Here is a 19981-nt window from a genome sequence, read left to right on the forward strand (position 1 = left end):
CTCTTTCGTTACGGGCTCGTCATGGTTTCGTTGCCGCAGGGACCTGGCGCCAGGACAACTGCTGGATGCCGAAGGTATGACGGATTTTCTTGCAGTTGAGCACGGCATTGGCGGGTTCCAGCCGCATCCAGGCATCTTCTTCGTCAATCAGATGCGGACGCTGTGTCTCCGGGAGCTCCTCAAGGAGTTCCAGCCCCAGATCGTAGAGGGAAAGGGTGTCACAGCCGGCGTACTGGTAGGTTCCCCAGGCCTCCGCGCCACAGTCCAACTGCTGGACAACGGCGGTCATGACCCGGGCGCAATCCGACCAGGTGGTAGGCTGCCCCCGATAGCGGCTGCTCAGGCAGAGGGGTTCGCTCGGATCGTGGCTACGCACACGCTCCTGCAACCGCTCCAGCGACCAGCCGGTACGCAGGATCAGATGCCGCGGCAGCCGACTGCGCAGGGACTGCTCACAGTCCCACTGGCACTGGCCCAGAACGGACAGCGGATTGCCCGGATTACTGCTGATGTAGGGCTGCTGCTTGCGCCCGTCAAAAACCTGGCTGCTGGACAGGTTCATCATGGCAATGGCATGAAAAGCGGCCCTTTCCGCCAGTGCCACCGGCAGGTCATGCAGGCGGTGTCGCGTCTCTTGTGGCACCGGCTCGGCCTGCTCCGCATCCACACTGGTGATGGCGTTGATCACCAGATCGAAACAGGGCTCAACCCAGGACTGAAGCTGATCCAGTGCCACATCCGAGGGACGGCTCAACAGCAGCGGCGTGGGTTCGAGCCCAGCCGCAGCGAGCCGTGAAAGCAGCGCTTCACCGAGTTCCCCCGGTTCGTAAACCACCAGTATCTTCAAAACAGGGTCGCTTGCAGGTCCAGAATGTGACGGGTTGCACGATACGACAGCATAACCGCCATTTCAGCCAATGCCCAAGATTGATGCAATGCGTGTAATGGCGGCCATACAAAACACTTGTACACAAAGGAGTATGACCAATGCCCAAGCACCAGCACCATCTGGTAGCCCCCCTGCCGGAAGCCCAGTACCAGAAGGCCCTCGAGGTCATCAGTGACATCCGCAGCAACGGCGTGAGCAAACAGCGCCGGGACGACCTCTACAACCTGATCATGGAACTCACGGAAACCGGCACCGACTTCTTCTTTCTGGAACCACTGCGGCGGATGAATGCCGGTTCCATGCTCCAGAAGATGGCCAGCATGGGCATAAGCAGCATGCTCAAGGGCACCCGGATGGTCATCCACAACGTGCTCAAGAAGGCGGACGACGAGCACATTGAGGGCATCCTGGTCTTCCTGGAAGAGGTTCTGTTCGAACCCGAGAGCAACGCCTGATCAGCCGCCGCCCAAGTATGTCCGGGGGACTCGCGGGGAAACCCCGGTCAGCAGCTCATAACTGATGGTGCCGGCCATGCCGGCCACCTCATCAACACCCACATGGTGCCCCCAGAGCTCGACCGGTGTACCGGTTTCCGCCTCCGGGCACTGGCTCAGATCCACGGCGATCATGTCCATGGAAACCCGGCCGATAAGCCGGCACCGATGCCCAGCCACTGCCACGGGGGTCCCGCTGGGGGCGTGCCGGGGGTAACCATCGCCATACCCGATCTCCACAATCCCCATGAGGCAGTCGGCTTCCGCGACCCAGGTGGCGCCATAACCCACTGACTCACCCGCTGCCAGCTCACGCACGGCGATGATCCGGGACTCCAGGATCATAACCGGCTGCAGGCCGAGTGCTGGCCCTGTCGTGCCAATCAGGGGCGTCCCGCCGTACAGCATGATCCCTGGGCGCGTCCAGTCACAGTCCGGTGCCGGGTCATGGAAGTGAGCCGCGGAGTTGGCGAGGCTGACCTGCAGCTCCGGATGGTCATCCCGGATGCGCTGAAAGCACGCCTGCTGACGCCGGGTCATGGGATCCGAGAGATCATCCGCACAGGCATAGTGGGAAAGGAGACCGACCACCCGCAGACCCGGCTGGGTCTCAAGGCGCTGCCGAAAGGCCGCGACCTCCTGCGGCGCCACACCCAGACGGTTCATACCGGTGTTGCACTTGATCCAGACCGGCACCTCCCCGTTCAGGGCTTCAGCCCCAGCCAGCTGGTGATAGCTGTGCAGAACAGGCTGCAGCTCCAGCGCCGAAACAACCGGCCAGTCCGCCGCCTCATGCACGCCCTCAAGCAGAACAATGGCCGTGGTGATGCCGGCATCGCGCAGGCGCTGTGCCTCCCCGACAGTGGCAACGGCCAGGCAGTCAGTCTCCCCGGCCAGAACCCGGGCCACCGGCTCAAGACCGTGCCCGTAACCGTCGGCCTTGACCACCGCCATGGAGGCCGACTCGGGGGCAAGCTGCCGGGCCTTCCGGAAGTTACTCCTGAGCGCGTCCAGATCGATACGGGCCCGGGTATGGCGCGGCATTAATAGTCGCCCCCGTAATCCCCGTAGGCCAGGTCCTCGAACTTGGTGTACTGACCGAGGAATGCCAGCCGAATGCTCCCGACAGGGCCGTTCCGTTGCTTGCCGATGATGATCTCAGCGATGCCCTTGTCGGTGCTGTCCTCATTGTAGACTTCGTCGCGGTAGATGAAGGCGATCACATCGGCGTCCTGCTCGATCGCCCCGGACTCGCGCAGGTCCGAGTTGACCGGGCGCTTGTTGGGCCGCTGCTCCAGGCTCCGGTTGAGCTGGGACAGCGCGATCACGGGGCAGTTGAGCTCCTTCGCCAGGCCCTTGAGAGCCCTCGAGATCTCGGAGATCTCAGCGGTACGGCCCTCGTTATTGCCGGGCGCCCGCATCAGCTGCAGGTAGTCCACCATGATCATGCCAAGCTCGTTTCCCTGGCTGTCCATCTCCCGGGCAATACGCCGCGCACGCGAGCGCATTTCGGTCGGGCTGAGCGCCGGCGTGTCATCAATATAGAGCGGCTTGTCCTTGAGCAGGCTGATGGCGGAAGTGAGGCGCGGCCAGTCATCCTGTTCCAGGCTCCCGTTACGGATCCGGGTCTGGTCAATCCGGCCAATGGACGAGAGCATCCGCATCACGATGGCATCCGCCGGCATCTCCATGCTGAACACCAGACAGCCCTTGTCGGTTGCCATCAGCATGTTCTCGACCAGGTTCATGGCGAACGCGGTCTTACCCATGGAAGGGCGTGCAGCCACGATCACCAGATCCGAGGGCTGCCAGCCGGAGGTGATGTCATCCAGATCCTTGAAACCGGAGGTCAGCCCTGTCAGCCCACCCTCGGTTTCGAACAGCGACTCGATGCGCTCCAGGGTTTCCCTGAGGATGGGATTGATCTCACGGGGGCCGCCACTCTGCTGGACCTGGTGTTCAGCGATCCGGAATACCTGGCTTTCGGCAGCATCCAGAATCTCGGCGCTGGAACGCCCCTGGGGATTGAATGCGGAATCGGCAATATGGCCGGAGACTTCGATCAGCTGCCGGAAAACAGACCGTTCCTTGACGATCTCGGCGTAACTTCGAAGGTTGGCCGCACCGGGGGTCTGTTCGACCAGTCGGCCGAGGTACTCAAGCCCGCCACAGGCATCCAGATCTCCGGCCTGCTCGAGCCATTCGCCCACGGTGACCATATCAAGCGGCTTATCATTGGCGATCAGCCGCTCGCTGGCGTGGAATATCAGGCGGTGTTCGGAGCGGTAGAAGTCCCCGGAAGTGATGAGCCCTTCCACGAGCTCCCAGCCCGCATTATCGAGCATCAGGCCGCCAAGAACGGCCTGTTCCGCCTCGATGGAATGCGGGGGCACCTTGACGCGGCTGGTGCGCTCGTCAGCTTCCGGTTCCTGCGCCATCAGCCGGGCACTCCCCTGCTCCGGGCCGGATTCAGCCCTTGACGATGTTCAGCTGGATCGTTGCCTGCACATCGGTATGCAGCTGCAGCGTGATCCCGTACTCGCCGGTCATGCGGATGGGGCCTTCCGGCAGCAGCACTTCGCTCTTTTCGACAGCGGTGCCGTTGGCGGACACCGCTTCCGCAATATCACGGACCCCAATGGAGCCGAACAGCTTGCCTTCCTCACCGGCCTTGGCTTCGATGGTGACGGAGCTGCCCTCAAGCGCTTCGCCACGGGCCTGAGCGGCCTTCAGCCGTTCAGCAGCAGCCTTCTCAAGCTCTGCACGGCGTTCCTCAAATGCCTTGATGTTCTCTTCGGTGGCGGGAACCGCCTTGCCGTAGGGAACAAGGTAGTTACGCCCGAAGCCCGGCTTGACCTTCACCTGGTCACCCAGATCCCCGAGCTTGTGCATTTTTTCGAGCAGTATAACGTTCATCCCAATAACCTCTGTCTAAAGTCGCTGTCTGATATCAAGCCAGCTGTCGATGACGGCCGCGAAGACCAGCACCAGAAATAACCATGGAACCAGCACCACCAGGGCGATGTAAAAGCCCACAAGCCAGCCGGTACCGAGCCCGCGTTTGGCGAGCGTGCCATGTACCAGTGCGAGGCCCGCAAGCAGCAGCGGAACACCCAGCACCAGAAGGAGCAGCGTTCCATTGATCCCCACGAACTCACCGACCGCCATGAGCACCAGCAGCCCCAGCGCCGTCGGTGCCGAGAGCCGGAATTCATGGAATTCCGCCTGCAGACCACCCGGATTGAACAGCCGCGCCTGCCAGCCCCTGGCAAGCAGGGACGCCGCAATGGCCAGCGCGTAGTTGAGAACCCCCAGTACCGCGATCATCATGGTGCGGATCACGGTCTCCGGATCCACATCCTCGGGCAGGTTCTCCATCATGCCGGCGTTCATGTCGCCGTACACCTGCTGGGCCGTTGTGATCAGCTGATCAAAGAATGCCGGCGCCACCCAGGGCAGTGCCTGGGCAACCCCTATTGCCAGCGCGGCCCCGGCCATAAGGGCTTTTTCCCAGGAAACGGTCATCTGCAGCACGCTGCAGATGACCATTGTGATCAGAAGCACCACCAGGGGTGCCGGATCCATCCCGACCCAGAGCCAGGCCGCGCCCGGCAGCAGTGCCCAGAGCCCGGTAACCAGCCCTTTCTGGGGCCCCAGCCTGAGCGTTACGAGCCCAACTGCCGCAGCACCCAGCCAGAACAGGAACGGCAGGACCATGCCCCCGACCGCGACAGCGGCCGCAGGCATGGGGCCCCGCAGTATGAATTCAGCCAGACGCTGCATCAGCTAACCCGATGGCCGTTACTGGTCGTGGCTGTCGGCGTAGGGCAGCAGAGCCAGGTAGCGGGCGCGCTTGACGGCTGTTGCCAGCTGCCGCTGATAGCGGGCACGTGTGCCGGTGATCCGGCTGGGTACAATCTTGCCGGTTTCAGTGATGTAGCTGCGCAGGGTGTCGAGATCCTTGTAGTCGATCTCCTTGACCCCTTCCGCGGTGAAACGGCAGAACTTACGACGTCTGAAAAAACGAGCCATGAATCGGTATCCTCAGTTCTCTGATGCGTGTTACTCGGCGCTTTCGCCGGCTTCTTCGGTCTCGGAGTCGGAACTGTCTGTTTCCGTCTCCCCTGAATCACCGGAGGTTGTCTGCCGGCGCGGTTTGTCATCGCCCCGTTCCTCGCGGTTCTCGGCCGCCTTCATGGGCGAGGGTTCAGTTACCGCCTCATCCTTGCGCACGATCAGATCGCGGATGACCGCGTCATTGAACCGGAAGTTGTGCTGCAGTTCACCCAGCGCCTCCTGGGTGCACTCGATGTTCATGAGGATGTAGTGGGCCTTGTGGATCTTGTTGATCGGATAGGCCAGCTGACGCCGCCCCCAGTCCTCGACCCGGTGGACTGTACCGCCATCGTCGGTGACGAGCTTGGAGTAACGCTCGATCATGGCGGGTACCTGTTCGCTCTGGTCAGGATGAACCAGTGTCACGATTTCGTAATGACGCATTATCGCTCCTTACGGTTTGAGCAGCTTCCGATCCGTCGCCGAAAGCAAGGAGTGGTATTGACCCCGTGAAACGGGATCGCACATTTTATGCCCCGTGTGCGCCTGATGCAATCGTACGCTGCCGGCGGGCCTCAAAAAGGCAGACGCCGGTGGCCACGGAGACATTGAGGGAGCTGACCAGTCCGGCCATGGGGAGATGGCCCAGCTGATCGCAGTGATCGCGGGTGAGGCGGCGCATGCCCTTGCCCTCGGCACCCATGACCAGGGCCACGGGGCCGGTGAGATCCAGGTCATGGATACTCGCTTCAGCGGAATCCGAGGTGCCGGTGAACCAGATGCCCTGCTCCCGGCACCGGCGCATGAAGCGCGCCAGGTTGGTGGCCCGCACCAGCGGCACGGATTCCGCCGCACCACTGGCAACCTTCATGGCCACACCGTTGAGCGGTGCCGAATGGTCCTTGGGCACCACCACCGCATCGACGCCGGCCGCGTCGGCCGTGCGCAGGCAGGCGCCCAGGTTGTGAGGATCCGTGACGCCATCCAGGAGGAGAATGAAAGGCGGACGCCCCAGTGTTTCCAGGCGCTCCAGCAGCGCATCCTCGCTCAGGGCGACAGGCGGCTTGATGACGGCCACCACGCCCTGGTGATTGCCACCGTCACTGGCCTCATCCAGAACCCGACGCTGGCACTGCTCCACGGCAACACCGAAATCATCGGCAAGCTGGCGCACCCGCTTCTGGCGGCCGTCCTCACGCCCCTGCTGCAGCTTCAGGCTGCGCACCCGTTCCGGATGCCGCTCCAGCAGGGTGGTGACCGCATGCCAGCCAAAGAGGGTATGCTGCGCCATCAATCGATCTCCGGGTCAGCCTTCGCTCTTGCCGCCGCCACCACGGCCACCACGCCGGCGGCGACGCCCACCGGATTTCTTCTTCGGCGCCGCTTCGTCGCCGGAATCGGCTTCTTTTGTCTGCTTCTTCTGGTCACCGCCCTGCGGTTTACGACCACCCTGCTGGCCCTTACCACCGCCTTTCCTGCGGTTGCCCGACCCTTTTCCGCCGCCTTTCTTCGCGTCTGGAAGAGATTCCTCCAGCTCCAGATCAATCTTGCGGTCATCCAGGTCCACCCGGACAACCCTTACCCGTACCTGATCCCCGAGCCGGAAGGTTCGCCCGGTATGCTCACCGATCAGGGTGTGGCGGATCCGGTCGAAGTGGAAGAAGTCACCACCCAGTGCCGAGATGTGCACCAGGCCCTCGGTGTAGACACCGCCGAGCTGCACGAAAAGCCCAAAGCCGGTCACTGAGGCGATCACCCCATCAAAGACTTCGCCCACGTTGCCCTGCAGGAACTCGCACTTGAGCCAGGCCTCGACGTCGCGGGTGGCATCATCGGCCCGACGCTCGGTCATGGAGCAGTGCTCGCCCAGCTGCTGAACGCGCTCCTGGGAGTAGTTGTACTGCGCGAGTTCCGGATCCGGCTTTTCCGCCGGCACCACGGTCTTCGCCTTCTTCTGGCTGCCGAACAGCGCCTTGATGCCGGCCATGGCACCGCCCCTGGCCCGGCGATGGATCACCGACTTGATACCCCGGTGGATCAGAAGGTCCGGATAGCGCCGGATGGGCGAAGTGAAGTGCGTGTATTCCTCGAAACCGAGACCAAAGTGGCCCCGCTGCTCGGAGGTATAGACCGCCTGTTTCATGGAGCGCAGCATCACCGTCTGGATGATGTGGGCGTCCGGGCGGTTCTGCACCTGACTGAGCACCTGCTGGTAATCCTGGGGTTCCGGGTCATCGCCGCCGGGCAGATCCAGGCCGAGCCCGCTCAGGAACTGCCGCACGTCCGCCAGCCGCTCCTGCGAAGGCGAATCATGCACGCGGAAGAGCGTCGGGATCCTGTGCTGCTTCAGGAAACGTGCCGTGGCCACGTTGGCGCACAACATGCATTCCTCGATCACCTTGTGAGCGGCATTGCGCTCAACCGGCACGATCTCGCTGATCTTGCGGTCACGGTCAAACCGGATCTGGGTATCCGTGGTTTCAAAGTCGATGGCGCCGCGTTGCTCGCGCGCCTCGCGCAGCATGTGGTAACAACCGTAGAGCGTCTCCAGATGGGGCACGACCTGGCTGTACTCATCCCGCAGCTTCTGCCCGTCGTTCGATTCCGGGTGCTCCAGGATGGCACTGACCTTGTTGTACGTCAGGCGTGCATGGGAGTGCATCACCGCTTCGTAGAAGCAGTACTGGGTGATCTTGCCTTCCCGGCTCAGATTCATGTCCGCAACCATGCAGAGGCGGTCAACGCCCGGGTTCAGCGAACAGAGGCCGTTGGAAAGCTTCTCGGGCAGCATGGGAACAACGTGGTCCGGGAAGTAGACCGAGTTGCCCCGATTCTGGGCTTCCAGATCCAACGGGGTCTCAGGACGCACGTACCAGGCCACATCCGCAATGGCGACAATCAACCGGTAGCCACCACCCCGGCGCTTTTCCGCGTAGACCGCATCATCGAAGTCGCGGGCACTTTCATCGTCAATGGTGACCAGGGGCATATCCCGCAGATCAACACGGCCCTGTTTGGCGTCCTCAGAGACCTCGTCCGGAATGCTTCGCGCCTGCTCGGTGACCGCCGGAGGCCACTGGTCCGGGAGGCCATAGGAACGGATAGCCACGGTGATCTCCATCCCCGGCGCCATGTGGTCACCCAGGATCTCAACCACACGACCCACCGGCTTGTTGCGCACTGTGGGTTGCTTCTCAATGGCCACGGTGACGTACTGGCCATGGCCCGCACCCTGGCAGGCTTCCTCCGGTACCAGAATCTCCTGATTGATCCGGCTGTTCTCCGGAATCACCATGGAAACACCGTCCTCACGCTGCATGCGACCCACAACCTGGGTGGTGTTTCGCTCCAGCACCTCCACGATGACCGCCTCGCGCTTACCGCGGGCATCTCTCTGGTCTTCACGCACCAGTACCCGGTCGCCGTGAAAAACCTGCCGCATCTGGCGGGCGTTCAGGAAAAGGTCGTCACCACCGCCTTCGGGTACAACAAAGCCGAATCCATCCCGGTGGCCCTGAACGTGACCCCGGGTGAGATCGGCCTCGGAGATGGGCAGATAGGCGCCACGGCGATTACAGATGAGCTGACCATCCCGCGCCATGGCGATCAGCCGCCGACGCAGGCCCTCAATACGGTCCTCGTCGTCCAGGTCGAATTCTTCACAGAGTTTCTGGTGGGTCGCCGGAGCACCGCGCTTTTTCAGGTGTTCCAGGATGGCTTCCCGGCCGTGGACTGGTTTTTCGTATTTCTGGGATTCACGATCCGCGCTGGAGTCGTCCTGAGGGGTTCCTGAGGCCATTGATTCCGCCTGTGACTGTTTGTTCTTGGGTCTCAATCATGAGACAGGAGAGAAGGGAAGGAAAGAGTGGTGCCGAGGAGTGGACTTGAACCACCACGTCCTTACGGACACTAGCACCTGAAGCTAGCGCGTCTACCAATTCCGCCACCTCGGCACGAGGTATCTGACTGTGTTCGGGCGCTGCCCGAATGTGATGCGTACTTTAATGGGCACCCGCGGGCCTGTCAAACATTTTTTGGATTTACGGCTACTGGCTCCGGGTGCCTATGGACTCGAGGTAGTCAGCGAAGCGCATGTACTCATAGCCGATGTAATACTGGAGATCCGCGGGAGTTGCGGTGACGGAAAATGCCTCCCCACCACTTCCACAGAACCGGGGACCCGCATCAAGTGACTCCAGCGCAAGCACCCTCATGGACAGCAGCCGATCCGGTTGCTCAACATCCCCCGGATCCTCGACACCGTCCGTTGGGTATTCATATTCGCGCAGGATAACGCCAGCTCCACCGGAAGACTCCGGATAGCTTTCCGCCATGACCCTGAACGCAATCTTTTCCGCACCATCTTCGCCATCGCGCAGATGACCGTAACGCGTGATCTGGAGTTCAGTGCCGGATTCCGTGTCGCGGACCGTCACAGGCTGTTTATGGCTGACATGCTGAATCGTTGAACCGGGATTGCACTCCGCCACTTCCTCGAGGGTCCCATAATGGAGCTCCAGGCTGATGGCATCGCCCAGCGGGTCGCGCACAACAGGCAACCCGACTGGGCCCTGAGGCACGCCCGAGCCACCCGAAGTCACCGTTATCGCGGCATCCACCACGTCCTGACCAGTGGTTCCCGGAGGCCGACGCACCAGCCCTGAGCCATCTCCGGGCTCAATATACACCCGTTCCAGGGTGCCATCCGGATACGTCTCGGTACTGTGATCTCCAAACCACCCAGAATCCAGACCAATGCGAGGAGTACCCCAGTCAATGGCACCATTCCCGTTACCAAAGCGCTCATCCAGAACTCCGGGAGACAGCCCGTCCCGTTCCACCGCCTCACTCAGGACTTGCCCGGTTTCCATATCCAGATAGGGGGCATACCCGAGACCGACAGGGTCGCCGGGATCATCTCCGTCGGAGAGAAAATGCAATGCGCCCATGGACGGACGGGTCTGCCCCCGGACACTGATCCGGCTGAATGTGCCGCCCGGCCCGTAATCAAAGAATACCTGGGCATTGAGCTGGGCATCCTCCGCCGTCAGACGGCCCAGACGCACGCTGCCATCTTCCCCACTCCCGGTTTCCAGGGCCCCGGGAGCAAAGCTCTCTTCATTCTCCGGATTGTCCAGCGGCGTGAAATAACGCTGCTCCACGGGCACCAGAGGGTTGGCGAGATCCGGCTCGAATCCTTGGATACTGTCCAGCTGCCCGTCCGCAGGCAGGGTATAGCCATCAAGCCCCCTGGCTTCTATGTCAGCGTCCACTTCACTGATCACTTTCGATGCCTGATCCAGCACCACGGAACCGAGGACCCGCAGATCCTCCGGCGAGAAGAATGTAATGCCGCCCTCATCTGGAGACAGACTGTCCAGATTCCCGGCAGCCTGCCCAACAGAATTACTGCGCTCCCCGGGAACCTGCTCCTGCAACAGTCGCCGCAACGCCCCGGCATAATAGGGGCCCCGGGTAGCCCCCCGCACACTCAGATAATCCTGATAGATGCTTATGGGGTCCTGAGCGTCCAGGAACCCCTCCTGCTGCAGGCGACTCGCCGCAGCCGCTGCATCAAGGCTGTCGCCGCGAAGCCAGCGGACGGTCTCGGCGAGCGTGGTGAACGGTGAGACGGTACTGACACCGGGCGGTGCGCTGAGAAAGAAAGCCCTGCCAACCGGTTCACCATCATTGAGGGTCTCACCGGGGACTGCGATCACCATCAGGGAATAGTCGGCGGGGTCCAGGTCGGCGGCCACGGTTTCCGGAAGGTCCAGAGCGCTGACATCAAGTTCCAGATTGCCATTGGCGTCAGTGATGCCCCAGGGTTCCGTCAGCTCGAAACTGTCACCAACGCCCCGCCTCGCCTTGGTCTCGTCATCGGCATCGGCCAGTACGTCGTCCTCATAATCCTGATCGTCATAAACGGAAAGCGCCTGGTCGCCGTCCATATCAAGCCAGACCAGGGCCCGTTCCAGCCTGCCGTTACGGGCCTGCACCGGATAGGTACCAGAATCACCCGCCGCGGGATTGCTGTCGTAGCGCGTGATGTCCTCACCGTACTCGTCGGAATCACTGTCCCCGAGGCAGCCGGCAAGGGCTGCAGCCGCCGTCAGAGCGAGACCGGTCCGGAGGATGTGTCTGATCATGGATGCGCCACCCGTTGTCCGCCTTGCGCCATTGTCCTGACGCGACTCTAACGGATGGGCCCATCCGGTACCTTGATCGGCTTGGCAATTATGGGGATCAGAGCGAGCGGGCCACGATCTCCTTCATGATCTCGTTGGTGCCGGCGTAGATGCGCTGCACGCGCGCATCCGCCCAGGCCCGCGCGATGGGGTACTCGGTCATGTAGCCGTAACCACCGAACAGCTGCAGGCACTCGTCCATCACCCGGCACTGCAGGTCCGTGCTCCACTGCTTGAGCATGGCTGCCGTAGGCACGTCCAGCTTGCCCTCGAGATGCATTTCCAGGCACCGGTCCACGAAGGTGCGCCCGGCCGTAATATCCGCCTTGAGTTCGGCCAGCTTGAAGCGGGTGTTCTGGAAGCCGATCACGGGCTTGCCGAAGGCCTGGCGCTCCTTCACGTAATCCAGGGTCCACTGGAAGGCCCCTTCGCAGGCGGCCAGTGCCACCAGGCCCACCAGCAGCCGCTCCTGGGGCAGTTCCTGCATCAGCTGCATGAAGCCCTGCCCTTCCGCGCTGCCAAGGAGGTTCTCCTTCGGCACCTTCACGTCCTGGAAGAACAGCTCCGAGGTGTCCTGGGCCTTCATGCCCACCTTGTCGAGGTTGCGGCCCTTGTCGAACCCGGGCCAGTCCGCTTCCACCAGGAAGAGGCTGGTGCCCTTGGCGCCTTCCTTGGGATCGGTCTTGGCCACCACGATCACCAGGTCCGCCATCTGGCCATTGGTAATGAAAGTCTTGGAACCGTTGAGCACGTAATGCTCGCCATCCCAGATCGCCGAGGTACGGATGCCCTGCAGGTCGGAGCCGGCGCCGGGCTCGGTCATGGCAATGGCGGTGATCATCTCGCCACGGGCCATTTTCGGCAGGTACTTCTGCTTCTGTTCCTCAGTGCCGTAGTGGTGGATATAGGGAGCCACAATATCCGAGTGCAGGAAGAACCCGATCCCGGACAGGCCAAGCCTGCTGACCTCCTCCATCACCACGGCACTGTAGCGGAAGTCCACGCCGGCACCGCCGTATTCCTCGGGCAGCGAGGGGCACAGCAGACCCAGCTCAGCACCTTTTTCCCAGAGCTCACGGCTGACCTGGCCGTCCTTTTCCCACTGGTCGTGGTAGGGCACTGCCTCGTTCTGAAGGAAGCGGACCACGGTGTCCCGGAACTGGTTGACGTCGCTGTCGTAGATCGGGCGTGAAAGCATCGGGGCGGACTCCGGTATTGTTGTTTCAGTCGCGCTCAGTGTCGCGATGCGCCGGCGCCGCCACAATGACCAAAGCGTTCAATCGGGTTGGCTGGAAGTACTATTCAAACTCACCACTGAATGCCCGCCGGAACTGCTCGGCGGTGCGCCCGCTGCGCCCGCCACGGGCGAGCGCGAACTGCAGCGCGGCCCGGTGCAGGGCCTCCCGGTCCTGAACCTCCGGGAACAGCGCATCCACGGTCTCCAGATAGGTGTCCTGATCGAAGGGGTAGAACGACAGCCAGAGCCCGAACCGGTCCGACAGCGAGACCTGCTCCTCCACCGCCTCAGAGGGATGGATCTCACCGTTGACCATGGCGGTGTCCTGGTTGTCTTTCATATATTCCGGCATCAGGTGGCGCCGGTTGGAGGTGGCATAGACACGCACGTTCTCTGGCGGCAGCTCAATGGAGCCCTCCATCACGCTCTTGAGCGGCTTGTAACCCGGGTCATCGGTACCGAAGGACAGGTCATCGCAGTAGATGATGAACCGCTCCCGGCACTCGCGGATGGGGTCCACGATTTCGTGCAGATGCACCAGGTCGTCCTTATCCACCTCAATCACCCGCAGGCCCTGATCCCGGTAGCTGTTGAGCAGCGCCTTCACCAGCGAGGACTTGCCGGTGCCCCGGGATCCCCACAGCAGGGCATGATTCGCCGGTTTGCCAGCCAGAAAGCGTTCGGTGTTGTGGGCCAGCTTCTCTTTCTGGGCCTCAATGCCGTGCAGGTCGTCCCAGCGCACCGGGTCCGGGTGGGTAACCGCCCTCAGTTCCTGGCGCTGCGATCGCCAGATGGCGGCCGGAACCTGCTGCCAGTCAATCCCGCTCATCGGTGTTCTGTTCTCCTTTGGCGTCACGTTTCATGGCCAGCCGCGCCTCGCCCCAGCGCGCGACCAGGGTCTGCTCCACTCCCAGGTGATCGAGGAGGCGCGCCACAATGAAGTCCACCAGGTCTTCCACGCTCTGCGGCTCATGGTAGAAGCCCGGGCTCGCGGGCATGATGGTGGCGCCCATGCGGGTGAGCGTGAGCATGTTCTGGAGATGGACTTCGGAATAGGGGGATTCGCGCGGCACCAGGATCAGCTGGCGCCGCTCCTTGAGGGCCACATCCCCTGCCCGCTCGATCAGGTTGTCGCTGGCGCCGTTGGCCAGCGCCGAGAGCGTACCGGTACTGCAGGGGCAGATCACCAGCGGCGCTTTCGGCCCCGAGCCGGAAGCTGGCGGCGCGAACCAGTCCTCCCGCCCGAACAGGGTCAACTGCCCGGAGTCACCACCACAGCGTTCCGTCAGAAGCCGTGTGGCGGCATCGGTACTGCCCGGCAGGCGCAGGTCCGTCTCGGTGCTGATCACAACCTGGGCTGCCTTTGAGATCATCAGGCGCACCTCACAGCCGGCTGCCATCAGCTGCTCCAGCAGCCGCAGCCCGTAGGGGGCGCCCGAAGCGCCGGTCATGGCAAGGTTGATCACGGGTCGTTCAGCCAAAACAGGTCTCCAACTGGTTCCTGAGCCGTTCGCGCAACCCGCCCATGCCGCCATTGCTCATCAGGACGATGTGGCAGGGCCTTGGAAGGTCACCGCAGAGCCCGGCGACCAGCTCCTCCATAACGCTGTAGCGGCTGTGGCGTCCGTCAGCGCCGTCCAGCATGGCAGCGAGCCAGTCCTGTTCATCGTAGTCCACCCAGACAACCCGATCCGCCAGCATGGTGGACTCCAGCAGACGGGCGCTGTGATGACCCTGCTTCATGGTGTTGGAGCGTGGTTCCACCACCGCGACAACCGGATCCTGACCCACCTGGTGCCGCAGCCCGTCCAGGGTCGTGGCGATGGCGGTGGGGTGATGGGCGAAGTCGTCGTAGAGACGGATGCCACCCACGTCCGCGATCAGCTCCATGCGCCGCTTCACACCACCGAAACGCTGCAGGGCCGCGATGGCATGATCGGGCGTCACCCCGACGTGCTTGGCGGCGGCGATGGCGGCCAGTGCGTTGCGGACATTGTGCTGGCCCGTAAGGTTCCAGCGCAGCCGTGCCACGGGCTGCTCGTTGTGGACCACCATGAACTCGCTGCCATCGGCGGCGGTCAGTTCCGCACGCCAGCTGGCAAGATCCGACTCGCCGCCAATGGCGGTACTCTGGATGGGCGTCCAGCAGCCCAGCGCCAGGGCGGAGTCCAGGTTGCGGTCCCGCGCCGGGCGTACGACCAGGCCCGTGGCCGGCACTGTGCGCACCAGGTGGTGCACCTGGCGCTCAATGGCCTCGATGCTGTCGAAGATGTCCGCGTGGTCGAATTCCAGGTTGTTGAGGATCAGGGTCCGCGGGCGGTAGTGGACAAACTTGGAGCGCTTGTCGAAGAAGGCACTGTCATACTCGTCCGCCTCCACCACAAAGAAATCGCTGCTGCCGAGGCGCGCGGAGTGATCAAAGTCATTGGGAACACCGCCAATCAGATAGCCCGGATCGAACCCCGCCTGCTCCAGGATCCAGAGCATCATTGAGGCCGTCGTGGTCTTGCCGTGGGTCCCCGCCGCGGCCAGCACCCAGCGCCCGTTCAGGACCTCCCGGGCCAGGAATTCCGGGCCTGACACATAGGGCATGTTGCGGTTGAGCATGTACTCCACAGCGGCGTTCCCGCGCCCCAGGGCATTGCCCACCACCACCAGATCCGGAGCGGGCTTCAGGGCCTCGCGGGTGTAGCCTTCGTGCAGCCCGATGCCGGCCTGCTCCAGCTGGGTGCTCATGGGCGGGTAGACGTTCTCGTCCGAACCGGTCACCTCGTGCCCGAGCTCGCGTGCCAGCAGCGCCAGGCTGCCCATGAAGGTACCGCAGATACCAAGAATATGGATGTGCATAGTCCGCCGTTCCGGCCCGTTGCCCATGGATCAGGCCATGGTATTGGAAATCCCGGATAAACCCAATCCAATGCCGCTGGGATCATGCACAACCACGGTGCTTTCAAGTATCATGCGTCACCATTCAGTCGATTGCAGGAGGCTCAACAACATGGCGCCCAAGAACGCTTTCTATGCCCAGTCCGGGGGCGTGACCGCGGTCATCAACGCCAGCGCCGCGGGGGTGATTGAAACCGCGCGCAAACACGGCGACCGTATCGGCAAGGTATTCGCCGGCCGCAACGGTATTACCGGTGCCCTCAAGGAGGAGTTGATCGACACCAGTCACGAGACCGATGATGAGATCCGCGCCCTGATCCACACGCCCGGGGGCGCCTTCGGATCCTGCCGCCACAAGCTGCGGAACATTGATGAGAACCGGCACGAGTACGAGCGCCTGATCGAAGTCTTCCGGGCCCACGATATCGGCTATTTCTTCTACAACGGCGGCGGCGACAGCCAGGATACAGCCTTCAAGGTCTCCCAGATGGCCGAGCGCATGGGCTACCCGCTCAACTGCATCGGCATCCCGAAGACAGTGGACAACGACCTGCCCTTCACCGACTGCTGTCCCGGATTCGGGTCGGTGGCAAAGTACGTCGCCACCTCCACGCTCGAGGCAAGCCTGGACATCCAGTCCATGTGCGACACCTCCACCAAGGTCTTCATCCTTGAGGTCATGGGTCGCCACGCGGGCTGGATCGCCGCCGCCGGCGGGCTGGCCGGAAAGAATCCGGGCGATGCGCCACACATCATCGTCTTCCCGGAGCATCCCTTTGAGCGTGAGGCTTTCCTGAACAAGGTCGACCAGTGCGTGAAGGATCACGGCTTCTGCGTGGTGGTGGCTTCAGAGGGTGCCCAGTACGAGGACGGCCGCTTCCTAGCGGAGGCCGGCCAGAAGGATGCCTTCGGCCACACCCAGCTGGGCGGCGTGGCACCGACACTGGCCAACATGGTGAAGCAGTCCCTGGGGCACAAGTACCACTGGGCGGTGGCGGACTACCTGCAGCGCTCGGCGCGCCACATCGCGTCACAGACGGATGTGGAGCAGGCCTACGCCGTGGGTGAGGCAGCCGTGAACTACGCCCTGGAAGGCCGCAACGGCATCATGCCCATCATCAAGCGCGAATCGTCCGACCCCTATCGCTGGCACATCAGTGAGGCGCCGCTGAATGAGGTTGCCAACCAGGAGAAGAAGATGCCGATCCACTACACCACGGATGAGGGTTTCGGCATCACGGCGGACTGCCGGGCGTATCTGGAACCGCTGATCCAGGGTGAAGCCTTCCCGCCGTTCGAGAAGGGCCTGCCCAAGGTGGCAAAGCTTGAAAACCGGCCCGTCGAGAAGAAGCTCAAGGCCGACTTCAAGCTCTGAAGCGGGTCAGGACCCGGTGTCGTCGCTGCGGCGCCGGGTCATGGAACGACGCTGGAACTGTTTCCAGAGCTCCCCGGTGCTCTGTTCCTTCAGGTGTTCATCCAGTGTACTCCCCGTAACCTGCATCCAGTCCAGATGCTGCTTCCAGCGTTCTTCCGGAATCGTTTCCGGTCGCTTCATGTTCTCGTCATCGGCCATACCCGCATTTCCTCCCTCGTGATGATTCAGGCCTGGTTCTGTTCGATGTACCGGGTGAACTCGTCAAAACCACCGACATGATGGTCCCCAACAAAGATCTGCGGCACGGTGTGCACGGGGGTTCCGGCGATCTCGCTCAGATCCTGCTTGTCCAGTCCTTCCGAGATCATATCGACCCATTCGTGCTCAAGGCCCCGTGTTTCGCACAGGCGGCGCGCGCCGCTGCAGAAACCACAGGACATACGGCCGTAGATCGTTACTTTCTCCATTACTGACTCCTCGGGTCGTACCTGTTTCGGACGCAAGAATAGCATGGAATCCACAATCAGCCGGTGGTGCCTTCGGATTCCCCATAGAGATAGTGGCGCAGTACCGGCTCACCATCGAATTCCGCCGCGAGCACGGCGATGAAGGTGTAGACGCCCACCAGCTTGCGGTTGAGGAAGACGAACTCCTTCGGGGGAATACGGAAGTACCGGTTGATGGCGGACCGGGTGGCCTCGCGCGCCACACGGTTGGGCAGGTCGCTCTGCTTCCAGCGGTATTCACCACGCTCATTGACGGCGTAGTCCGGCTTCTCCATGGCCTCGCCGCTCAAGGGCTCCAGCACCCGCATACAGACCCCGCCAAACCGTTCCAGGACCGGGCGGGGCCAGTCCGCCTGCATGAAGTTCAGCTTGATACCGCCTTCAATGACGGCGTCCAGATCCTGTTCATAGGACGCCCGGATCATGTCCCGTACCGGCCCCAGGAACGCATCGGAATACCGCTGCACCGCCCCGAAATCGAGCAGCACAATGCAGTCCCGGTCACCGGTCTCCTCGGCCAGACGGATCCGGTAGTTCCCGAAGTTGGGATCGGTCTGGATTTCGTTCCAGATGAACAGTTCGCTCAGGAACAGCTCCAGTGCCCCCTTCCCCAGCGCGGAGCGCCGCTCCAGGGAGAGAGACTGGACCGGGTCGGAGCCCACCGGATGACCGGATTCGTAGGTCGACGCAATCACATGGTCACTCGAGTATTCCTCGATGACCCGGGGCACGATGAAACGCGGGTCATCCAACAGCTTCTGCCGGAATGATTCGGTGGTGCGGGCCTCCAGGCGGTAGTCCACTTCCCGGTGCATCATGGCGCGGACTTCCTCGAGCCACTCGTCGAAGGCCGGCCCCCAGGAGACCACGCGGGCCATCTTGAGCACCTGGGCCACGGAGTTCAGATCCGAGTCCACGGCATCGGCCACGCCGGGGTACTGGATCTTGAGAACCAGCTCCTCACCATCCTCGCGCCGGCGGGCCCGGTGCACCTGGCCCAGTGAGGCGGCGCCAATGGGCTCCGGGTCAACCTCCAGCTCGGACAGCCGCTGCTCACCCAGTTCCGCCTTCAGGGTCCGCTCGATGGTGGCCCATTCCAGGGAGGTGGTGCGATCCTCCAGGGTGTGCAGGGCCTCGGTGACCTCCTCCGGGAGAAAATGCTCGCCATAGAGCGCCATGATCTGGCCGATCTTGACCACACTGCCCTTGAGCTGCCCCAGCTCCTCCACCAGGTACCGCGCCTGGCGTGACAGCATGTCGCTGCGGCGCTGCTGGCGGCTCTCACGGTTTCCAAACCAGTTGGTGGCGTAATGGCCCGCCATGCGGGTGCCGGCGAAAAGCCCGGCCCGTGTCAGGCTCAGGCGGCGCTCAAAGCTGCCGGTCTTGATGCGTGACACCGAACTGCGTTTCTTCTCGGAGCCCATTCACTCGCTCCCGGCCTGTTGCAACCGCTCCAGCAGGGTCCGCTGGAGTACATCCGATACCGCTCCCAGGGACACGCTCTCACCCAGCTGATCCCGCAGCTGGGTGACAGGCATGCCCGCATAACCACAGGGGTTGATCCGTTGAAACGGTGAGAGATCCATGTCCACATTGAGCGCAAGTCCATGGTAGGCGCAGCCACGCCGCACCCTCAGGCCCAGTGATGCGATCTTTTCACCCGCCACGTAGACACCGGGCGCGTCCCGGCGGGGGGCGGCCCCGATACCCCAGTGTGCCAGCACTGCCACGGTGGTGTCTTCCAGCAGGCTGACGAGCTGGCGCACCCCCAGCCCGCGACGGCGGATATCAATCAGTGTATAGAGCATAAGCTGGCCGGGGCCGTGAAAGGTGACCTGGCCGCCGCGGTCGACCTGGACCACTGGTATATCGCCCGGCCAGAGAAGATGCTCAGCCCGGCCGGCCTGGCCCTGGGTAAACACGGGGTCGTGTTCCAGCAGCCAGCACTCGTCACGGGTGCCGGCATCGCGCTGATCTGTAAAGGCCTTCATGGCCTCAAACACGGGCTCATAGGGGCGCCGGCCAAGCCACTCAAACCGGGGGGCATCAGCAGGGGGAACAGGCTGGTCCATCAGACCACCATATGAACCTGACCGGTGGCCTTGAGCGCCGCGAACAGGTTCTGCAGCTGCTCTTCACCGGTGGCCCTGAGGGTAACCCGCACGGAGATGAACCGGCCGTTGCGGCTCGGCTGGGCGGTGAGTGTCGCCGGGTCAAACGCCGGGTCGAACTGCTGCACAACCCGGGTCACGGTCAGGGCGAAATCTTCACTGTGATCCCCGATCACCTTGATCGGGTAGTCACAGGGGAACTCGATCTGGGGATTCTGGCCTTCGCTCATGGCCCCTAG

At 62.7% G+C, this 19981-nt stretch carries 21 protein-coding genes and 1 tRNA gene; 2 read left to right on the forward strand and 20 right to left on the reverse strand.

Going from position 1 to position 19981, the window contains the following annotated elements; all coding sequences use genetic code 11:
* Positions 1-19: 19 nt before the first annotated feature.
* On the reverse strand, positions 20-835 hold the full coding sequence (locus CK501_RS11845; RefSeq protein WP_158223110.1) for a sugar nucleotide-binding protein: 816 nt from the start codon (positions 833-835) through the stop codon (positions 20-22).
* A 152-nt stretch (positions 836-987) separates the two neighbouring features.
* On the opposite strand from CK501_RS11845, the gene CK501_RS11850 reads away from it, so the two are divergent.
* A complete protein-coding gene (locus CK501_RS11850) occupies positions 988-1344 on the forward strand; it encodes a hypothetical protein (protein WP_095617955.1) in 357 nt (118 codons plus the stop codon).
* Here CK501_RS11850 and alr read toward each other — a convergent pair whose 3' ends face one another.
* The 14 genes from alr to mpl all read right to left on the reverse strand — a co-directional run bounded on the left by alr (position 1345) and on the right by mpl (position 15711).
* Positions 1345-2427 carry an alanine racemase gene (gene alr, locus CK501_RS11855; RefSeq protein ID WP_095617956.1) on the reverse strand — a complete coding sequence of 361 codons (1083 nt, stop codon included), beginning with the start codon at positions 2425-2427 and terminating at the stop codon, positions 1345-1347. It abuts the gene before it with no gap.
* A complete protein-coding gene (dnaB, locus tag CK501_RS11860) occupies positions 2427-3821 on the reverse strand; it encodes a replicative DNA helicase (protein ID WP_095617957.1) in 1395 nt (464 codons plus the stop codon). The genes alr and dnaB overlap by 1 nt, the downstream gene beginning before the upstream one ends.
* 31 nt (positions 3822-3852) lie before the next feature.
* Positions 3853-4299, reverse strand: a complete 447-nt coding sequence (rplI, locus tag CK501_RS11865; protein WP_095617958.1) for a 50S ribosomal protein L9 — start codon at positions 4297-4299, stop codon at positions 3853-3855.
* A 15-nt stretch (positions 4300-4314) separates the two neighbouring features.
* Positions 4315-5166, reverse strand: coding sequence for a hypothetical protein (locus CK501_RS11870; protein WP_095617959.1), 852 nt, complete (start codon positions 5164-5166; stop codon positions 4315-4317).
* Between the two features lie 18 nt (positions 5167-5184).
* Entirely contained in the window at positions 5185-5415 is a 231-nt protein-coding gene (gene rpsR / locus CK501_RS11875) for a 30S ribosomal protein S18 (RefSeq protein WP_095617960.1), read from the reverse strand.
* Between the two features lie 30 nt (positions 5416-5445).
* On the reverse strand, positions 5446-5883 hold the full coding sequence (gene rpsF / locus CK501_RS11880) for a 30S ribosomal protein S6 (protein ID WP_095617961.1): 438 nt from the start codon (positions 5881-5883) through the stop codon (positions 5446-5448).
* A gap of 85 nt (positions 5884-5968) precedes the next feature.
* Positions 5969-6730 carry a 23S rRNA (guanosine(2251)-2'-O)-methyltransferase RlmB gene (gene rlmB, locus CK501_RS11885; protein WP_095617962.1) on the reverse strand — a complete coding sequence of 254 codons (762 nt, stop codon included), beginning with the start codon at positions 6728-6730 and terminating at the stop codon, positions 5969-5971.
* A gap of 15 nt (positions 6731-6745) precedes the next feature.
* Complete coding sequence (rnr, locus tag CK501_RS11890; RefSeq protein WP_095617963.1) at positions 6746-9238, reverse strand: ribonuclease R; 2493 nt, start codon at positions 9236-9238, stop codon at positions 6746-6748.
* 67 nt (positions 9239-9305) lie between these two features.
* Positions 9306-9392: transfer RNA gene (locus tag CK501_RS11895), tRNA-Leu, on the reverse strand.
* A gap of 93 nt (positions 9393-9485) precedes the next feature.
* Entirely contained in the window at positions 9486-11588 is a 2103-nt protein-coding gene (locus CK501_RS11900) for a hypothetical protein (protein WP_095617964.1), read from the reverse strand.
* Positions 11589-11685: 97 nt separating this feature from the next.
* Entirely contained in the window at positions 11686-12825 is a 1140-nt protein-coding gene (locus CK501_RS11905) for an acyl-CoA dehydrogenase family protein (protein ID WP_095617965.1), read from the reverse strand.
* A gap of 100 nt (positions 12826-12925) precedes the next feature.
* Positions 12926-13693, reverse strand: coding sequence for an ATP-binding protein (locus CK501_RS11910; RefSeq protein ID WP_095617966.1), 768 nt, complete (start codon positions 13691-13693; stop codon positions 12926-12928).
* Positions 13680-14315, reverse strand: a complete 636-nt coding sequence (locus CK501_RS11915; protein WP_233128897.1) for a flavin prenyltransferase UbiX — start codon at positions 14313-14315, stop codon at positions 13680-13682. The genes CK501_RS11910 and CK501_RS11915 overlap by 14 nt, the downstream gene beginning before the upstream one ends.
* Positions 14316-14337: 22 nt before the next feature.
* Positions 14338-15711: a UDP-N-acetylmuramate:L-alanyl-gamma-D-glutamyl-meso-diaminopimelate ligase gene (mpl, locus tag CK501_RS11920; protein WP_095617968.1), complete on the reverse strand. Its 1374-nt coding sequence runs from the start codon at positions 15709-15711 to the stop codon at positions 14338-14340.
* Between the two features lie 151 nt (positions 15712-15862).
* Here mpl and CK501_RS11925 point away from each other — a divergent pair, with 151 nt between their 5' ends.
* Positions 15863-17125 carry a 6-phosphofructokinase gene (locus CK501_RS11925; protein ID WP_095617969.1) on the forward strand — a complete coding sequence of 421 codons (1263 nt, stop codon included), beginning with the start codon at positions 15863-15865 and terminating at the stop codon, positions 17123-17125.
* Between the two features lie 6 nt (positions 17126-17131).
* Here the strand turns inward: CK501_RS11925 and CK501_RS11930 are convergent, their stop codons facing one another.
* From CK501_RS11930 to CK501_RS11950, 5 genes are read right to left on the reverse strand one after another with little or no spacing between them, the layout of a single operon-like run.
* On the reverse strand, positions 17132-17323 hold the full coding sequence (locus CK501_RS11930; protein ID WP_077528693.1) for a hypothetical protein: 192 nt from the start codon (positions 17321-17323) through the stop codon (positions 17132-17134).
* Positions 17324-17349: 26 nt separating this feature from the next.
* Positions 17350-17592 (reverse strand): GrxA family glutaredoxin, encoded by a 243-nt coding sequence (locus CK501_RS11935; RefSeq protein ID WP_095617970.1) that lies wholly within the window; start codon positions 17590-17592, stop codon positions 17350-17352.
* A gap of 56 nt (positions 17593-17648) precedes the next feature.
* Positions 17649-19055, reverse strand: a complete 1407-nt coding sequence (locus CK501_RS11940; RefSeq protein WP_095617971.1) for an ABC1 kinase family protein — start codon at positions 19053-19055, stop codon at positions 17649-17651.
* Positions 19056-19703 (reverse strand): lipoyl(octanoyl) transferase LipB, encoded by a 648-nt coding sequence (lipB, locus tag CK501_RS11945; RefSeq protein ID WP_095617972.1) that lies wholly within the window; start codon positions 19701-19703, stop codon positions 19056-19058.
* Positions 19703-19972 (reverse strand): HP0495 family protein, encoded by a 270-nt coding sequence (locus tag CK501_RS11950; RefSeq protein WP_095617973.1) that lies wholly within the window; start codon positions 19970-19972, stop codon positions 19703-19705. Before CK501_RS11950 ends, lipB begins: the two co-directional genes overlap by 1 nt.
* Between the last annotated feature and the right edge of the window lie 9 nt (positions 19973-19981).

Origin of the sequence: Halovibrio salipaludis (genome assembly GCF_002286965.1) — a bacterium.
GTDB lineage: Bacteria > Pseudomonadota > Gammaproteobacteria > Pseudomonadales > Oleiphilaceae > Halospina > Halospina salipaludis.